Annotated in this window: 12 protein-coding genes; 2 read left to right on the forward strand and 10 right to left on the reverse strand. The window is 73.5% G+C overall.

Annotated features, from left to right (window positions below; translation table 11 throughout):
• Positions 1-38: 38 nt before the first annotated feature.
• On the forward strand, positions 39-1,685 hold the full coding sequence (locus ACKUU6_RS10485; protein ID WP_407988226.1) for an FAD-dependent monooxygenase: 1,647 nt from the start codon (positions 39-41) through the stop codon (positions 1,683-1,685).
• A 30-nt stretch (positions 1,686-1,715) separates the two neighbouring features.
• Here ACKUU6_RS10485 and rny read toward each other — a convergent pair whose 3' ends face one another.
• The 6 genes from rny to ACKUU6_RS10515 all read right to left on the reverse strand — a co-directional run bounded on the left by rny (position 1,716) and on the right by ACKUU6_RS10515 (position 8,265).
• Positions 1,716-3,041, reverse strand: coding sequence for a ribonuclease Y (gene rny, locus ACKUU6_RS10490; RefSeq protein WP_407988227.1), 1,326 nt, complete (start codon positions 3,039-3,041; stop codon positions 1,716-1,718).
• 108 nt (positions 3,042-3,149) lie between these two features.
• Positions 3,150-3,824, reverse strand: a complete 675-nt coding sequence (locus tag ACKUU6_RS10495) for a regulatory protein RecX (RefSeq protein WP_407988228.1) — start codon at positions 3,822-3,824, stop codon at positions 3,150-3,152.
• 7 nt (positions 3,825-3,831) lie between these two features.
• Positions 3,832-4,938, reverse strand: coding sequence for a recombinase RecA (gene recA / locus ACKUU6_RS10500; RefSeq protein WP_407988229.1), 1,107 nt, complete (start codon positions 4,936-4,938; stop codon positions 3,832-3,834).
• A 139-nt stretch (positions 4,939-5,077) separates the two neighbouring features.
• Positions 5,078-6,292, reverse strand: coding sequence for an AI-2E family transporter (locus ACKUU6_RS10505; protein WP_407988230.1), 1,215 nt, complete (start codon positions 6,290-6,292; stop codon positions 5,078-5,080).
• 126 nt (positions 6,293-6,418) lie between these two features.
• Entirely contained in the window at positions 6,419-6,613 is a 195-nt protein-coding gene (locus ACKUU6_RS10510) for a DUF3046 domain-containing protein (RefSeq protein ID WP_407988231.1), read from the reverse strand.
• 113 nt (positions 6,614-6,726) lie between these two features.
• The gene (locus ACKUU6_RS10515) at positions 6,727-8,265 is read right to left on the reverse strand and encodes a S8 family peptidase (protein ID WP_407988232.1); all 1,539 of its coding nucleotides are present in this window, start codon (positions 8,263-8,265) and stop codon (positions 6,727-6,729) included.
• A 188-nt stretch (positions 8,266-8,453) separates the two neighbouring features.
• Here ACKUU6_RS10515 and ACKUU6_RS10520 point away from each other — a divergent pair, with 188 nt between their 5' ends.
• Positions 8,454-13,046 carry an ATP-dependent helicase gene (locus tag ACKUU6_RS10520; RefSeq protein ID WP_407988233.1) on the forward strand — a complete coding sequence of 1,531 codons (4,593 nt, stop codon included), beginning with the start codon at positions 8,454-8,456 and terminating at the stop codon, positions 13,044-13,046.
• Positions 13,047-13,266: 220 nt separating this feature from the next.
• Here the strand turns inward: ACKUU6_RS10520 and ACKUU6_RS10525 are convergent, their stop codons facing one another.
• From ACKUU6_RS10525 to rimO, 4 genes are all read right to left on the reverse strand, one after another.
• Positions 13,267-13,638: a helix-turn-helix domain-containing protein gene (locus ACKUU6_RS10525; protein WP_057229461.1), complete on the reverse strand. Its 372-nt coding sequence runs from the start codon at positions 13,636-13,638 to the stop codon at positions 13,267-13,269.
• A 241-nt stretch (positions 13,639-13,879) separates the two neighbouring features.
• The gene (locus ACKUU6_RS10530; RefSeq protein ID WP_407988234.1) at positions 13,880-14,356 is read right to left on the reverse strand and encodes a CinA family protein; all 477 of its coding nucleotides are present in this window, start codon (positions 14,354-14,356) and stop codon (positions 13,880-13,882) included.
• On the reverse strand, positions 14,353-14,979 hold the full coding sequence (gene pgsA, locus ACKUU6_RS10535) for a CDP-diacylglycerol--glycerol-3-phosphate 3-phosphatidyltransferase (RefSeq protein ID WP_407988235.1): 627 nt from the start codon (positions 14,977-14,979) through the stop codon (positions 14,353-14,355). The genes ACKUU6_RS10530 and pgsA overlap by 4 nt, the downstream gene beginning before the upstream one ends.
• The gene (gene rimO, locus ACKUU6_RS10540) at positions 14,976-16,430 is read right to left on the reverse strand and encodes a 30S ribosomal protein S12 methylthiotransferase RimO (RefSeq protein WP_407988237.1); all 1,455 of its coding nucleotides are present in this window, start codon (positions 16,428-16,430) and stop codon (positions 14,976-14,978) included. Before rimO ends, pgsA begins: the two co-directional genes overlap by 4 nt.
• Positions 16,431-16,435 lie beyond the last annotated feature (5 nt).

The raw sequence follows: 16,435 nt of genomic DNA on the forward strand, positions 1-16,435 counted from the left end.
GCTCTTTCGGCACCTCCGAGCACGTGCGAGGTCCCGCCGTGGATCCGGTGATCATCGTCGGGGCCGGGCCGGTCGGCCTGGCCCTGGCACTCGCCCTGGCCAGGCAGGACGTCCCCAGCGTCGTCCTGGACGAAGGTGCCGGGGTCTGCTCCGAGGGCCCCCGCAGTGTCGTGCTCACCCGGGACGGCACCGCCTTCCTGACCAGGCTCGGCTACCAGCGGGCCGCCTCGGACGCCGCCAGCTGGGACGCCTTCACCATCTGGCGCCGCCGCACCGAGGTGCACCGGATGCCGCTGGACGGGATCAGCCACCTCCCCCAGCACCGGCTGCACCGCGGCCTGCGCGACGCGGTCACCGCCACCCCGCTGATCCAGCTCAGCCCGCTCACCAGACTGGTCGAGCTGGAGCAGGACAAGGACGGCGTCAGCGCACGAACCGTCAACTCACGCACCAACGCCGTCACCTGGTGGCGCGGCAGCCATCTGGTCGGCTGTGACGGGGCCCGCTCGACCGTCCGCAAACTGCTCAAGGTGCGCTTCCCCGGCCGCCCCGCCGTCGACCGGCACGCGGTGGCCACCATCCGGGTCGACCTGCCGTTCGCGGGCGAGGCCCGGCTGCACCGCGAGCCGCCGTGGCGCGGGGACCGCGAGGCCTCCGCCCGGCCGCTCCCGGACGGGCTCTGGCGCCTCGACTGGCGACTGCCGCCCGGCCGCCCCGCCGCCACCGCCCCGGTCGACCCGCACGCCACCTGGCCCGGCATCGTCACCGGCGACACCCTGCTGGCCCGGGTGAAGGCCACCCTTACCGGCTGGTGCGGCGAACTCCCGCCGTACGAGCTGCTGGCCGCCGCCGACCACACCGCCCAGCAGCGGCTGGCCGCGCGCTTCCGGGTCGGCCGCTGCTTCCTGGCCGGCGACGCCGCCCACCTGCACGGCGCGCTCGGCATGCAGAACCTCGCCGACGGCCTGCGGGACGCCGACAACCTGTCCTGGCGGCTCGCGCTGGCCTGGCACCTGCACTCCGGCTCCACCCTGCTGGACGGCTACGAGACCGAACGGCGCGGTGCGGTCGGCGCCCGGCTGCGCGCCGTGGACCAGGCGATGCCGCTGCTCCGCCCGCTGCGCGGCTGGCAGCAGACCCGGCGGTCGCTGCTCACCGGCTCGTTCCGCAAGCACGCGCCGCTGCTGGCGGACGGACAGCTCGGCACCGGCCGGTTCGGCGGCGCCCCCGCCTACCCCGAGGCCCCGTCCGGCATCCCCGGCCGGGTGCCGCCGCAGCGCGGCGCCCGGGGCACCTCGCTGACCGAGCAGCTCCCGCCGACCGCCCCCGGCGTGCTCGCCCCCGACCTGCCGGTGACCACCACCGACGGCAGCACCGACCGGCTGCACGCCCGGCTCGGGGCCGGCTTCCTGCTGCTGCTGGTGGCCCCCGGCACCACGGTCTGGTCCTCCCAGCACTGGCTGTCGGCCGGGATGATGCCCCGGTTGACCACACTGGCCGCCGCACTGCCGATCCCCACCGAGGTACTGGTAACCGACCAGTACCCGGCGGCCGACCCGCACACCGTCCTGCTGATCCGCCCCGACGGCCACCTGGTCGGCTCCACCCACGGGGCCGAGCCCGAGGCGCTCCAGGCCCTCGCCCAGCACGCCCGCGGAGGTCCGGCCCCGATCACCAGTCCCTGAACCGGCTGACCGACGGCCGCCCTGCGTCGGTCAGCGGGCGACCTCGACGGCGCGGGTCTCCCGGATGACCGTGACGCGGGTCTGCCCCGGGAGGGTGAGCTCCTCGGTGATGCGCTTGGCGATCTCGCGGGCGATGACCTGGGCGGCGATGTCGTCCACCTGGTCGGGTTGGACCATCACCCGGATCTCCCGGCCGGCCTGCATGGCGAACACCTTGGTGACGCCTGGCTGGGCCGCGGCGATCTCCTCCAGCCGGGCCAGGCGTCGGACGTAGGACTCGGCGGACTCCTTCCGGGCGCCCGGCCGGCCCCCGGAGCAGGCGTCGGCGGCCTGCGTGAGCACCGCCTCAACGGTCTGCGGGTCGACCTCGCCGTGGTGCGCCTCGATGGCGTGCACCACCTCCGCCGACTCACCCCAGCGGCGGGCGTACTCGGCTCCGGCCAGCGCGTGACTGCCCGCCACGTCGGACGGGAGCGCCTTGCCGATGTCGTGCAGCAGCGCCGCCCGCCGGACCAGCGCCACGTCCGCCCCCAGCTCGGCCGCCATCAGCGCCCCCACCCGGGCCGACTCCACCAGGTGGGCCAGCACGTTCTGCCCGTAGGAGGTGCGGTACCGCAGCTGCCCGAGGGTGCGGACCAGCTCCCGCTCCATCTCACCGACCTGGGCCGCGATCAGCGCGTCCTCCCCGGCCCGGACGCAGAGCCGCTCCACCTCGCCGAGGCTGTGGGCGTGCACCGTCTCGATCCGGGCCGGCTGTATCCGGCCGTCCGCGACCAGGGTCTCCAGGGTGAGCCGGGCGGCCTCCCTGCGGACCGGGTCGAAGCAGGAGAGCTGGACCACCTCGGGGGTCTCGTCCACCAGCAGGTTGACGCCGGTGACGGCCTCGAAGGCGCGGATGTTCCGCCCCTCCTTACCGATGATCCGGCCCTTCAACTCCTCGTTGGGGAGCCGGAAGACGGTGAGCACCGTCTCGGCCGTCTGCTCGCTCGCCATCCGCTGGACCGCGCTCGCGACGATCTCCCTGGCCCGGGCCTCGCCGTCCTGCCGGGCCTGCCGCTCGATCTCCCGGACGGTGACCACGGCCTCCCGGCGGGCCGCCGTCTCGGCGGCGCTGAGCACCTGGGCCCGGGCCTGACCGGCCGTCAGACCGGCCAGCCGCTCCAACTCCCTGAGCCGCTCGTCCTCCAGTACGGCGACGGCCGCCTCGCGCCGCTCCAGCTCGGCCCGCCGCCTGGTCACCTCGGCCTCGACGAACTCCACCGCACCGGCGGCCCGTCGCTCGGTGGCACGCACCCAGCGGAACACCGCCCAGCCCAGCAGCAGCAACGCCCCGACGCACCCCATCGCGATCCACATCGGGCACCGCTCCGTCCTGCTCAGCACATATTTCTGTGAGGCTAAGCGGGGGTCACGAAACGGTCAAGATGTGCCAGTGATCCATCACATCCGGGCACTGAAGGTCCATCAGTTCTCCTCCGTCAGCACGTCCTTCACCGCCCGGAACGCCAGGCCCTCGGAGTACCCCCGCCGGGCCAGCATGCCGACCAGCCGCCGTGTCCTGACCTGGGGGTCGAGGGCCCGCATCGTCCGCAGCTTCCGGCGGACCAGCTCGCGTGCGGCCTCCTCCTCGTCCTCGTTGTCGACCTGCTCCAAGGCGCGCTCGACCAGCTCCCCCGCGACCCCGCGCTGCCGCAGCTCCTGGGCCAGCGCCCGGCGCCCGAGGCCGCGGACAGCGTGCCGGGACTCGACCCAGGCGGCCGCGAACGCGCCGTCGTCGATCAGCCCGACCTCCTCGTAGCGGTCCAGCACCTCGGCGGCCACCTCGTCGGGGATCTCCTTCTTGCGCAGCGCGTCGGCCAACTGCTTACGGGTCTTCGCCGTGCCGGTGAGCAACCGCAGGCAGATGTCGCGGGCCTGGGCCGCAGGGTCGGTGACGGCGGCAGGTGCGGCCCGCCGCTCGCTCCGGGGCCTGCGCTTCGGCTCCGCCGGCTCGGCGGGCTGCCCGGACGGCAGCGGCTCCAACTCCGTCCGACGTCGGCGCCGGCCGCCGCTCAACTCGGAGGCCCGCAGCAGACCCGGAAACACCTCGGTGCCGGGTTCGTCCGAACCCGGCACCTCGGCCCCGCTCTCGTGCGTCAACGTCGGATCAGCTCTTCGCCGCCGCCGCCGTCTTCTTGGCGGCCGCGGTCTTGGCGGCCGGCTTGGCATCCTCGTCGGTGACGACGGCCGCGTCGGCGGGGGCCGCGTCGCCCTCCACCTTCGGGCCGATGCCGAGCTTCCGCTTGATCTTCAGCTCGATCTCCTCGGCCAGCTGCGGGTTGTCGCGCAGGAAGTTGCGGGCGTTCTCCTTGCCCTGGCCGAGCTGGTCGCCCTCGTACGTGTACCAGGCGCCGGCCTTGCGGATGAAGCCGTGCTCGACACCCATGTCGATCAGGCCACCCTCCCAGCTGATGCCGTGGCCGTAGAGGATGTCGAACTCGGCCTGCTTGAACGGCGCGGCGACCTTGTTCTTGACCACCTTGACGCGGGTGCGGTTGCCGACCGCCTCGGTGCCGTCCTTGAGCGTCTCGATCCGACGGATGTCCAGCCGGACGGAGGCGTAGAACTTCAGCGCGCGGCCACCGGTGGTGGTCTCCGGTGAGCCGAACATCACGCCGATCTTCTCGCGGAGCTGGTTGATGAAGATCGCGGTGGTGTTCGACTGGTTCAGCGCACCGGCGATCTTCCGCAGGGCCTGGCTCATCAGGCGGGCCTGCAGACCGACGTGCGAGTCACCCATCTCACCCTCGATCTCGGCGCGCGGCACGAGCGCCGCGACCGAGTCGATGATGATCAGGTCGACCGCGCCGGAGCGGATCAGCATGTCGGTGATCTCGAGCGCCTGCTCGCCCGTGTCCGGCTGGCTGACCAGCAGGGCGTCGGTGTCCACGCCGAGCTTCTTGGCGTATTCAGGGTCGAGGGCGTGCTCCGCGTCCACGAACGCCACCGTGCCGCCGAGCTTCTGGGCGCTGGCCGCCGCGTGCAGGGTCAGCGTGGTCTTGCCGGAGGACTCGGGACCGTAGATCTCGATCACCCGGCCGCGCGGCAGGCCGCCGACGCCGAGCGCGACGTCCAGCGCCGTGGAGCCGGTCGGGATCACCTCGATCGGCTCGTTGGCCTTCTCGCCGAGGCGCATCACCGAGCCCTTGCCGAACTGCCGCTCAATCTGGGCGAGTGCGGTCTCAAGGGCCTTCTCGCGGTCCGTACCTGCCATGGGTTCCACCCTCGGGTTCTGTGCTGTGCGCTTCATCGTCATCGACGCTAGCGCGTCCCACCGACAATCCACCCCGAACGGGTCGTGCCTGTGGAAAACTCGCCGCATGTCAGCATAGCGAACACCCGTTCGATTCTCGTCACCTGCCGTCCTCCCCGCCCTTGCCGCCACGGTTCCCGCCGTCCGTCCCGCCCTGGCCCTTGCCGTCCTTGCCGTCCCGGTCCTTCGAAGAGCCGCGCACCATCTGCCGCAGCCTGCGGGCCGCCTGTCGCCTGCGCTCCCGCCGCTCCTTGCGGTCCTTGCCCCGGTCGATCCGTGGGTCGGTGGCCACCTCGTACCGCCGCACGTACGTCCCGACGAACCCCTGCAGTGTGGCGGCCACCGGGATCGCGATCAGCGCGCCGACCGCGCCGAGCAGCGCCGCCCCCGCGATCACCGCGCCGAACGCCATCGCCGGGTGCACGTCCACCGTCTTGGCGGTGATCCTCGGGTGCAGCAGGTAGTTCTCGATCTGCTGGTAGACGGTCACGAAGACCAGCACCCAGACCGCGTCCACCGGCTCCACGGTCAGCGCCACCAGGACCGGCAGCGCCCCCGCCAGATACGTCCCGATGGTCGGCACGAACTGCGACATGACGCCGACCCAGACCGCCAGCGCCGCCGCGTACGGCAGGTCGATGACGGTGAACATGATCCAGTGCGCGAGCATCGAGGCGATCGCCAGCAGCGCCCGCGAGTAGAGATAGCCGCCGGTCTTCGCGAGCGCGATCTCCCAGGCCCGGAGCACCTCGCCCTGCTTGGCCGGCGGCAGCAGCGAGCAGACGGTGCGCCGGACCCGGGGTCCGTCGGCGGTGAAGTAGAACGTGAACAGGCCGACCGTGAAGGCCTGGAACAGCCCGCCGATCAGGGTGCTGGAGACGCCCCAGACGTTGTCGGCGGCCTGCTGCGCGTACTTCTCGACGTTGCCGGAGTCCTTGAGCAGCTTCTGCTGCAGATCGTTCAGGGAGAGGTTCTGATGGAACGTCCGGTTGATCCAGCCGATCAGGTTGTCCAGCAGGTGCGGAAGGTCCCCGGCGATCTTCGCGACCTGGTCGACCAGCAGGGTGCCGAGCGCGGTGAGGAATCCGGCGACCGCGATCGCCAGTCCGATGAAGACCAGGAACGTCCCGAGCCCCCGGCGCACCCCGCGCGCCGCCATCCGGTCAACGGCCGGCTCCATCGCCAGTGACAGGAAGAACGCCACCAGCAGCATCACCAGCAGGTCGACCAGCTGCCGGAAGGCCCAGTCGACCAGCTGGAACGCCCCGACCAGCAGCAGCGCGAGCACCATCGCCCGGGGCAGCCACTTCGGCATTCCCTCCCCCCAGAGGGAGTTCCCCCTGGCCGCCATTCTGTCGCTCGGAGTATCCGGCTGATCGGACGGGAGTTCGGGATTCTGGGGATCAGAGTTACTGGCCACCCGCCCAGTCTCGCCCAAAGCTCAGCGCAGCAGAGCCGACACCCCCTGGGTCCGGCACACCACCCGCCAGACGTCCTTGGCCTCCCAACCCGCCTCCAGCGCCTGACGGACCGTCCGCCCGCCCAACTCGGACATCACGTGGTCGCTGGCGAACGACTCCGCGTACGCCTCGCCGAAGTGCTCGTACATCCGTCGCCAGAACTCGGTCAGCCTCATACCCCAAGTATCCCGAACCCGGTGCGGACGCCCGGTCGGCCACCGTCCGGAGCTCTAGGGCCGACCCCTGTACGCGGTGACCCATGCGCAGCCGGTCGGGCACCCGGCGGCGGTCAGCCGTCGGCCGGCAGCGCCAGCACCCCGGCGCCGAAGAACTGCCGGTCCGCGCAGGCCCCCGCCCCGTACGGGCAGTTGCCGGCCGCCGCGTCGGCCAGCACGGCCGTCAGCTGTTCCGGCCGCCAGTCGGGATGCCTCGCCGCGACCACCGCGACGGCGCCGGTCACGTGGGCGGCGGCCATCGAGGTGCCGGCCAGCGCCGCGTACTGACCGCCGGGCCAGTCGGAGACAACGGCACCGGAAGGGCCGCCGTCGGGTTCGCCGCCGGGGGCCGCGACGGAGATCCGGCCGCGGCCGTAGTTGCTGTAGGCGGCGGGCAGGCCGAAGCGGTCGAGCGCACTCACCGTCAGGACGCCGGGCAGTTCGCCGGGCAGCCGGACGCAATCGGTACCGAGCAGCCGGTTCTGGGCCGGACCGGTGAGCCGGTCGTTGGGGCTGCGCTGGTCCCGGCGGGTGGCGCCGAGGTCCTGGCCGTCGTTGCCGGCCGAGGCGACCACCACCGCGCCCTGCCGCTGGGCGTAGCCGACGGCCCGGCCGACCGCCTGGATCAGCGCCGCCTGGTCGGGATCGGTGGGGCAGTTGTACTTCCAGGGGTCCGCGAAGTAGCTGTCGTTGATCGCCCTGGCGCCGTGGTCGGCGGCCCAGAGCATGCCGCAGACGATGTTCTCGGTGTAGTACTGCCCGAGGGGGCCGAGCAGCCGGACGGCGGCGATCCGGACGCCCGGCGCCACGCCGGTGACGCCCCGGCCGTCCCTGGCCGCCCCGACGATCCCGGCGACGTGGGTCCCGTGGCCGCTCTCGGTCACCCCCCGGTCGGGGCGCCAGGAGCCGTACCTGGCGTCCGGGCGTCCGTCGGCGCAGGAGACCGAGGCCCGGGGGTCGACCGCCGCGCGGAGGTCGGGGTGGGTGTCGTCCACCCCGGAGTCCAGTACCGCGACCAGCACCCGGCGCAGCGCCGCCCCGGACGGGACCTCGCCCGCCGTACGGAGCAGCGCGGCGGGCAGCGGCCCGGCCTGGTGTCCGCCCTCCCCGGTGGCGCCGATCATCGTCAGGTTCCATTCGGCGGACTCCGCCGGGTCGGGGGTGAGCGACTCGGCGTCGTCCACGCCGGCGAAGGCGTCGCCCCGGGTGTCACGGAAGGCGCCCGCGCCGTCCAGCGCCACGGGCGGTCCGGGGACACCGGTGGTGCGGCTGGCGCCGACGGCCGCTATCCCGGGACGGCCGCGCAGCCGGTCGGCGAAGCCGCCGGTGGCGTAGGCCAGCACCACCCCGATCTGCGGGTACTCCTGGACCACCCGGCCCCCCGACGCCCTGACCTGCCGCGCGGCGCCGGCGGCTCCGTCGGCGTCCTGACGCTCCGCCAGCACCAGGTAACTGAGGTACGACCGGCCGGAGCCGGTCACGTACGGCACCGCGCCGCCGATCAGCAGCGCCACCAGCAGGACCCCGAGCAGGATCCGGACCCGGACCCGGTGCGCTCCCGGCCGGGCCGCGTCACCCGGATCCGTGCGCACGGCGTGACCCAGCCGATCCATTCGCGCGACCTCCACTCGTCGGTGCGCCCGCCAAGATCACGGGTCCGATACATCACCATATGAGCGGATTTTCTGCCCTGCCCGATCTGGCTAGGGCAGACGGGCGGCGGAGGCGTCAGCACCGGACGAAGGCCGGGCGGCAGTGGCGGGAGGACCGGACTGTCGGTGCGGGCGGGCACCATGGGGGGATGGCGGAACGTGACCTGACGGATTCCCTGGACAGCTTCGCTCCGGCGACCAGAGCGTGGTTCACCGGGGCGTTCAGCACGCCCACCGCCGCCCAGGCCCACGCCTGGGACGCGATCAACCGGCAGACGGACGTGCTGGTGGTCGCCCCCACCGGCTCCGGCAAGACGCTGGCCGCCTTCCTCTCCGCGCTGGACCGGCTCAGCCACACCCCGCCGCCGGCCGACCCGAAGCGCCGCTGCCGGGTGCTCTACATCTCGCCGATCAAGGCGCTGGCGGTGGACGTCGAACGCAACCTGCGGGCCCCGCTGGCCGGGCTCCGCCAGGCGGCCGTCCGGCTCGGGCTGCCGGAGCCGGACGTCCAGGTCGGCATCCGCTCGGGCGACACCCCCGCCGCCGACCGCCGCCGCTTCGCCACCCATCCGCCGGACATCCTGATCACCACCCCGGAGTCGCTCTTCCTGCTGCTCACCTCCGCCGCCCGGGACGCGCTGCGCGGTGTCGACACGGTGATCCTGGACGAGGTGCACGCCGTCGCCGGGACGAAGCGCGGCGCCCACCTGGCGCTCAGCCTGGAGCGGCTGGACGAGCTGTTGGACCGCCCGGCCCGCCGGATCGGCCTGTCCGCCACCGTCCGTCCGGTGGACGAGGTGGCCCGCTACCTGAGCCCGCAGCGCGGCGCGGTGGTGGTCCAGCCGCCCGCCGACAAGCGGTTCGACCTCTCGGTGGTGGTCCCGGTCGCCGATCTGGACGAGCTGCCGAACGACACCGACGACCCGGCCCGCCAGGCGTCGATCTGGCCGCACGTCGAGGAGCGGATCGTCGACCTGGTGCAGGCGCACCGCTCGACCATCGTGTTCGCCAACTCCCGCCGGCTGGCCGAGCGGCTCTGCAACCGGCTGAACGAGATCGCCCACGAGCGCGCCACCGGCACCCCGCTGCCCGAGGCGCACTCACCCGCCCAGCTGATGGGCGGCTCCGGCGCCGCCACCGGGGCGCCCGCCGTGATCGCCAGGGCGCACCACGGCTCGGTCTCCAAGGAGCAGCGCGCCCTGGTGGAGGAGGAGCTGAAGGCGGGCCGGCTGCCCGCCGTGGTGGCCACCTCCAGCCTGGAGCTGGGCATCGACATGGGCGCCGTCGACCTGGTGATCCAGGTCGAGTCGCCGCCCTCGGTGGCCTCCGGCCTCCAGCGGGTCGGCCGGGCCGGCCACCAGGTCGGCGCGGTCTCCACCGGCGTGGTCTTCCCCAAGTACCGGGCCGACCTGGTGCAGTCCGCCGTGGTCACCGAGCGGATGCGCTCCGGCGGCATCGAGGCGCTCCGGGTGCCGCGCAACCCGCTGGACGTACTGGCCCAGCAGCTGGTCGCGATCACCGCGCTGGACGTCTGGGACGTGGACGAGCTGCTCACCCTGGTCCGCCGGGCCGCGCCGTTCGCCACCCTCCCGCAGTCCGCCTTCGACGGCGTGCTGGACATGCTGGCGGGCCGTTACCCCTCGGACGCCTTCGCCGAGCTGAGGCCCCGTCTGGTCTGGGACCGGGTGGCCGGCACGGTCACCGGCCGTCCCGGTGCCCAGCGCCTCGCGGTCACCTCCGGCGGCACCATTCCGGACCGCGGCCTGTTCGGCGTCTTCATCGCGGGCAGTGACCCGAAGAAGGGCGGCGGGAGGGTCGGGGAGCTGGACGAGGAGATGGTCTACGAGTCCCGGGTCGGCGACGTCTTCACCCTGGGCACCACCTCCTGGCGGATCGAGGAGATCACCCACGACAGGGTGCTGGTCACCCCGGCCCCCGGCGTCCCAGGGCGGCTGCCGTTCTGGAAGGGCGACAGCCTCGGCCGCCCGCTGGAGCTCGGCCGCGCGGTCGGCGCCTTCGTCCGCGAGCTGGGCGCCCTGACACCCGATCAGGCGAAGGACCGGCTGCGGGCCGCCGGTCTGGACGACTGGGCGGCGGCCAACCTGCTCACCTACCTGGCCGAGCAGCGCACCGCCACCGGCCACCTGCCGGACGACCGCACCATCGTGGTCGAGCGGTTCAGGGACGAGCTGGGCGACTGGCGGATCGTCATCCACTCCCCGTTCGGCGCCCAGGTGCACGCCCCGTGGGCGCTGGCCCTCGGGGCCAGGCTGCGCGAGAAGCACGGCCTGGACCCGCAGGTGATGCACGCCGACGACGGCATCGTGCTCCGCCTGCCGGACGCCGACCTGCTCGACTTCCCGTCCGACAGGCCGGTCACCGACGAGGCCCCGGTCGGGGCCGACGCCGCCCTGTTCGACAAGGGCGAGATCGAGCAGCTGGTGACCGATCAGGTCGGCGGCTCCGCCCTGTTCGCCGCGCGGTTCCGCGAGTGCGCGGGCCGTGCCCTGCTGCTGCCGCGCCGCACCCCCGGCAAGCGCACCCCGCTCTGGCAGCAGCGCCAGCGCGCTTCCCAGCTGCTGGAGGTGGCGAGCGAGTACGGCTCGTTCCCGATCGTCCTGGAGGCGGTCAGGGAGTGCCTCCAGGACGTCTTCGACGTGCCGGGGCTGGTCGAGCTGATGGGCGATCTGGAGTCGCGCGCCGTCCGCCTGGTGGAGGTCACCACCCCCGAGCCGTCTCCGTTCGCCCGCTCGCTGCTGTTCGGCTACGTCGCGCAGTTCCTGTACGAGGGCGACTCCCCGTTGGCCGAACGCCGGGCCGCCGCCCTGGCGCTGGACTCCCGGCTGCTCTCCGAGCTGCTCGGCCAGGCCGAGCTGCGCGAGCTGCTCGACCCGGCGGTGCTGGCCGAGCTGGAGGCAGAGCTGCAACGGCTCACCCCGGAGCGGCGGATCAAGGACGCCGAAGGGGTCGCGGACGCGCTGCGCCTGCTGGGACCGCTCAGCGTCAAGGAGCTGACGGCCCGTGGGGCGTCACCCGAGTGGGCGGACGAGCTCCAGCTCGCCCGCCGGGTGATCCAGGTCCGGATCGGCGGCTACCGGCGCTGGTCCGCGATCGAGGACGCCGGACGGCTGCGGGACGCGCTCGGCACCCCCCTTCCGGTCGGCGTCCCCGAGGCATTCACCGAGCCCGTCCGGGACCCGCTCGGTGACCTGCTGGCCCGGTACGCCCGCACCCACGGCCCCTTCACGGCGCCCGAGGCGGCGGCCCGGTTCGGTCTGGGCAGTGCCGTGGTCACCGGCGTGCTGCACCGGCTGACCGCCGCCGGGCGGCTGGTGCAGGGCGAGTTCAGGCCCGGCGAGGGCCACAGCGGCCAGGTCGAGTGGTGCGACGCCGAGGTGCTGCGCAGGCTGCGCCGCCGCTCGCTGGCCGCGCTCCGCCAGGAGGTGGAGGCGGTGCCACCCCGGGCGCTGGCCGCCTTCCTGCCGCAGTGGCAGCACCTGGGCGGCCACCGGCTGCGCGGCCCGGACGGCCTGCTCCGGGTGGTCGAGCAGCTCCAGGGGACGGCGCTGCCCGCCTCCGCGCTGGAGAAGCTGGTGCTGCCCGCCCGCATGCTGGACTACACGCCCGCCCTGCTGGACGAGCTGATGGCCGCCGGGGAGATCGGCTGGTCCGGCGCGGGCGCGCTACCCGGCAAGGACGGCTGGATCGGCCTGCACCTGCCCGAGACGGCCCACCTGCTGCGCCCCGAGCCCGTCCCGCCGGCCGTCACCCCCGTGCACACCGCGCTGCTGGCGGCCCTGGCGGGCGGCTACGGCCTGTTCTTCCGTCAGCTGACGGAGCGGCTGCCCGAGGTCCCGGAGGGCGAGTTGACGGAGGCACTCTGGGACTTGGCCTGGGCCGGGTATGTGACCAACGACACACTGGCTCCGCTGCGCGCCCTGCTCGGCTCGGGCCGGACGGCCGGCGCCACCGCGCACCGGGCGCCCAGGGCCGCCCCGCGCGGCCGGTACGGCGGGATGGCCAGGCCGGCCGCCCGGGCCGGTTCACCGACGGTGGCCGGCCGCTGGTCCCTGCTGCCGGAGCCGAGCGCCGAGCCGACCCTGCGGGGCACCGCGCAGGCGCAGACCCTGCTGGACCGGCACGGCGTGCTGACCAGGGGCGCGGTGGCCGCCGAGCGGGTGCCCGGCGGCTTCGCCGGGGTCTACCGGGTGCTGAGCGCCTTCGAGGAGCGCGGCCGGGCCCGCCGGGGCTACTTCGTGGAGGGCCTCGGCGGGGCGCAGTTCGCGATGGACGGCGCCGCCGACCGGCTCCGCTCGGTCAGCGGCCGGCAGGAGCGCGCCAGCGAGGCGGCCTGGGCGGCCGCACCGGCCGCCGAGCCGGCCCAGACGCTGGTACTGGCGGCGGCCGACCCGGCGAACGCGTACGGGGCCGCGCTGCCCTGGCCCGAGCTGCCGCCCGCCGCCCAGCAGCACCGTCCCGGCCGGAAGGCGGGCGCGCTGGTGGTGCTGGTGGACGGCGAGCCCGCGCTCTACGTCGAGCGCGGCGGCAAGTCGCTGCTGGCCTGGTCCGAGCAGCCGCTCGCGGTGGCGGCGCTCGCGGCGGCCGTCCGGGGCGGGGCACTGGGCAGCAGCGTCACCGTCGAGCGGGTCAACGGTGAGGCGGCGCTGACCGCTCCACTGGGGGCGCTGCTGGAGGAGGCGGGCTTCCATCCGACGCCCCGGGGGTTCCGGCTGCGCGGGTGATGGGGGCGCGGTCGCGCCGGTGGCTGCTGTGGATCGGGATCAGGCTGAGGCTCCAGCCGCCCGCCAGCAGCCCCAGGGCGGCCCGCCCTGCCCCGAGGCCGGTGCCCAGCAGGGCGGCCAGGCACAGGGCACCGAACAGCGCAGCGGGCCACCACCGTCCGGCAGTGGCCCGCGCGGACCGTACGTTCAGCATCGTGGCCTCCAGGTCGGAGGCCGGGGGTCAGGCTGCCACCACGTCCACGGCGGCGGCCTTGGGCGAGATGGAGCTCATCCGGTCGACACCGGGAGCCGGCAGCTGAACCGGTTCGAGTACCGGCCTCAGCAGCTCACCCTCCGAGAGAGTGGCCATCGCCGCAAGTTCGGCGAGGGACAGCTCGTCGCTGACCTCGCGCATCACTTCGGACATCCGAACGTCCAGCGCGTCGCAGATGGCGGAGAGCAGCTCGGAGGATGCCTCCTTCTGCCCCCGCTCGACCTCGGAGAGGTAACCGAGCGAAACCCTGGCGGCTGCCGACACCTCGCGGAGTGTGCGGCCCTGGCGTTGGCGCTGCCGACGCAGTACATCGCCCAGTAGGCGACGGAGCAGGATCATCGGTGCCTCCCTCCTCGGACTGCGGATCGAGATGTCACGCCCCCACCGTACCGCCTTGTCCGCATCGCGTGCGGGGACCATGGTCGTGTTCACTCTGGGCTGCAATGCTGCCCCCTCCCCTGATTGTTCCCCGCCCGACTACCTGACTACTGCCCATTCGGGGTATCCGATGTAACACGATCCTGCTGCCGCACCGGGCGGTTCAACGGCATTTTCGGGAAAACCCCGGCACGGGACGGGCTCAGCGCGCTACGTGACCCAGCATCAACCGCAGGGCCGCCCCCACGGTGTCCTGCTGAATAGTTTCACGTGTTCCTGACAAATGAAGGGACTCCATCCCGGCTCCGTCGGGCCCGGCCCAGCCGAGGTGGACGGTGCCGACCGGGCGGCCGCCCTGCTCCTCGGGGCCGGCCACGCCGGTGGTCGCCAGGCCGTAGGTGGATCCCAGCTGCCGACGGACGCCCTCGGCCATCTGCCGGGCCACCACGGGGTGGACCGGGCCCTCGACGGCCAGCAGGCCCTCGTCCACGCCGAGCAGCGCCGCCTTGAGCTCGGTGGCGTACGCGACCACGCCGCCCCGGTAGGTGGCGGAAGCGCCGGGGACGTTCACCAGCGCGACGGAGAGCAGGCCGCCGGTCAGCGACTCGGCGACGGCCAGGGTGGCGCCCCGGTCGCGGAGCGCCCGGTGCAGGTCGGTGGCCGGCTGACGGTCGGTCACTTCGCCCCCACCTGTCCGGCCCGGCGCAGCACGACCGCCTGCCGGACGTAGTCCAGTCCGGTACCGACCGTCAGGAGCACCGCCGCGCCCATCAGCACGGCCCGCGCGGTGGCCAGCCAGCCGCTCAGCTCCAGCACGTACATGCCGATCGCGATGCCCTGGGTGAGGGTCTTGAGCTTGCCGCCCCGGCTGGCCGGGATGACGCCGTAGCGGATCACCCAGAAGCGCATCAGGGTGATGCCGAGCTCACGGGCCAGGATCACCGCGGTGACCCACCAGGGCAGGTCGCCGAGGACCGAGAGGCTGACCAGGGCGGCGCCCATGATGGCCTTGTCGGCGATCGGGTCGGCGATCTTGCCGAAGTCGGTGACCAGGCCCTTGCGCCGGGCCAGCTCCCCGTCGAACACGTCGGTGATCATCGCGATCGCGAACGAGGCCCAGGCCACCGCCCGCCACTTGGGGTCGTGCCCGCCGCCGGCGAAGAGCAGCAGCACGAAGACCGGGACCAGCAGCAGCCGGACCATGGTCAGCACGTTGGCGATGTTCCACAGGGAGGGGACGGACGGCGTTTCGGCGGCGCCCGTCGGCTGGGCCGGGGCGGAGGCGCCTGGCCCTCTGCTCATGCCTCGGCTCCCACGCGCTCCAGCGCCTCGGCCACCAGGTCGACGCCCTCGGTGCCCACCACCGTGGCCCGGTAGTACTGGCCCACCTCGGCGTCGTCGGCGCCCAGCAGCGTGGTCAGACCGTCGGTCTCGGGGGCCTGATGGGCCGCCCGGCCCTCGGCCACGCCGTCCTCGACCGACTCGACCAGCACCTCGACCTCGGTGCCGATCCGCTGCTCGGCGCGCTGCGCGGTCATCTCCTCGGCCAGCTTGGTGAGCCTCGCCAGCCGGTCCGCGACCACGTCCTCGGGCAGCTTGCCGTCGAAGGTCGCGGCCTCGGTGCCGTCCTCGTCCGAGTAGCCGAAGACACCGATGGCGTCCAGGCCCGCCTCGGTGACGAAGCGCTCCAGCTCGGCGAAGTCCTGCTCGGTCTCCCCCGGGAAGCCGACGATGAAGTTGGACCTGGCACCGGCCTGCGGCGCCTTGGAGCGGATGGTGGCGAGCAGCTCCAGGAACTGCTCGGTGTTGCCGAAGCGACGCATCCTCCGCAGCACGGCCGGGGCCGAGTGCTGGAAGGACAGGTCGAAGTACGGCACCACCCCGGGGGTGGAGGTCATCACGTCGATCAGACCGGGGCGCATCTCGGCGGGCTGCAGGTAGCTGACCCGCACCCGACGGATGCCGTCCACCGCGGCGATCTCGCTCAGCAGGGTCTCCAGCAGGCGGATGTCGCCCAGGTCCTTGCCGTACGAGGTGTTGTTCTCGCTGACCAGCACCGCTTCGGTGACGCCCTGCTCGGCCAGCCACTGGGCCTCGCCCAGCACGTCGGAGGGGCGGCGGGAGATGAACGAGCCGCGGAAGGCCGGGATCGCGCAGAACGAGCAGCGCCGGTCACAGCCGGAGGCCAGCTTGACCGAGGCGACCGGGTTGTCGTCCAGCCGCTTGCGCAGGGTGCGCGGCCCGGAGGCGGGGGCGACGCCCTCGGGCAGGTCGGCGGGGGCGCCGTGACCGGGCAGTGCGACCTCGGCGGCGGCCGCCTGGCGCGCGACCGGGGTGAGCGGGAGCAGCGTGCGGCGGTCGCGGGGCTTGTGGGCCTCGATGTTGCCGCCGGAGAGGATGGTCTGGAGGCGGCTGGAGATGTCGGTGTAGTCGTCGAAGCCGAGCACTCCGTCCGCCTCGGGCAGCGCGTCGGCGAGCTCCTTGCCGTAGCGCTCGGCCATGCAGCCGACCGCGACCACGGCCTGGGTCCGGCCGTGACCCTTGAGGTCGTTGGCCTCCAGCAGGGCATCGACGGAGTCCTTCTTGGCGGCTTCGACGAACCCGCAGGTGTTGACCACGGCGACATCGGCGTCGGCGGCGTCCTCGACCAGCAGCCAGCCGTCCGCCTCCAGTCGCCCGGCGAGTTCCTCGGAGTCCACCTCGTTGCGGGCGCATCCGAGCGTGACAAGGGCGACAGTACGGCGTTCAGGCATAGGGA

It is taken from the genome of Kitasatospora sp. CMC57, from assembly GCF_045866025.2.
Lineage (GTDB): Bacteria > Actinomycetota > Actinomycetes > Streptomycetales > Streptomycetaceae > Kitasatospora.

What these genes read in the sequence shown, in the direction of transcription:
- pgsA (WP_407988235.1), bottom strand. Translation starts at nt 14,979, where the DNA reads ATGAGCAGAGGGCCAGGCGCCTCCGCCCCGGCCCAGCCGACGGGCGCC.
- ACKUU6_RS10520 (WP_407988233.1), top strand. Translation starts at nt 8,454, where the DNA reads ATGGCGGAACGTGACCTGACGGATTCCCTGGACAGCTTCGCTCCGGCG.
- ACKUU6_RS10505 (WP_407988230.1), bottom strand. Translation starts at nt 6,292, where the DNA reads ATGCCGAAGTGGCTGCCCCGGGCGATGGTGCTCGCGCTGCTGCTGGTC.
- ACKUU6_RS10515 (WP_407988232.1), bottom strand. Translation starts at nt 8,265, where the DNA reads ATGGATCGGCTGGGTCACGCCGTGCGCACGGATCCGGGTGACGCGGCC.
- ACKUU6_RS10510 (WP_407988231.1), bottom strand. Translation starts at nt 6,613, where the DNA reads ATGAGGCTGACCGAGTTCTGGCGACGGATGTACGAGCACTTCGGCGAG.
- rimO (WP_407988237.1), bottom strand. Translation starts at nt 16,430, where the DNA reads ATGCCTGAACGCCGTACTGTCGCCCTTGTCACGCTCGGATGCGCCCGC.
- ACKUU6_RS10525 (WP_057229461.1), bottom strand. Translation starts at nt 13,638, where the DNA reads ATGATCCTGCTCCGTCGCCTACTGGGCGATGTACTGCGTCGGCAGCGC.
- recA (WP_407988229.1), bottom strand. Translation starts at nt 4,938, where the DNA reads ATGGCAGGTACGGACCGCGAGAAGGCCCTTGAGACCGCACTCGCCCAG.
- rny (WP_407988227.1), bottom strand. Translation starts at nt 3,041, where the DNA reads ATGTGGATCGCGATGGGGTGCGTCGGGGCGTTGCTGCTGCTGGGCTGG.